Annotated in this window: 1 protein-coding gene; it reads left to right on the top strand. The window is 36.4% G+C overall.

Annotated elements, in window-relative coordinates; genetic code table 11:
• Positions 1-4: 4 nt before the first annotated feature.
• On the top strand, positions 5-500 hold a 496-nt coding region (locus EN964_RS36900), incomplete at its 3' end, for a peptidoglycan recognition family protein (protein WP_245490772.1).

Below are 500 nucleotides of genomic sequence, written 5' to 3'. Positions count from 1 at the left end.
GAATGTGACTTATTATGAGAATACTTATAATATACCTTGGAACAGTGTAGCTAGCGCGCATATATTCGTTGATGATAAAGAATGTATCATTTGTATACCGACGACAGAGAAAGCTTGGCACGTGCTTTATGACGCGCCTACAGATAACATTTGGTACAACAAAGACGCTAACGATGTAGCGATAGGTGTTGAAATATGTTATTTCAGTGATAGAGAACGTAGTAGAAAAGCGTTAGACAATGGTGCTAGAGTATTAGCATATCTTGCAGAGTATTGGCATATTGATTACAAAACTAGAATGCCAGGACATCAAGATATTCAAGCAGATAAACAAGACCCAGGAAATGCATTAGAAGCGTCTGGTTATGGCAGAAATACATCAAATCTCGATAAATTAATAGCTAAATACTACAAACAAAACGTAAAAGTCAAAGCTGCACCAGTGAAAGTAGAAAAAGGTGCGACATCATTTACACGTGATGAATTCGTAAAATGGTTAA

The organism is Mesorhizobium sp. M7A.F.Ca.CA.001.10.2.1, assembly GCF_003998575.1.
Lineage (GTDB): Bacteria > Pseudomonadota > Alphaproteobacteria > Rhizobiales > Rhizobiaceae > Mesorhizobium.
Note: the sequence above shows the minus strand (reverse complement) of the source record. Positions and strands in the feature narration are given on the sequence as shown.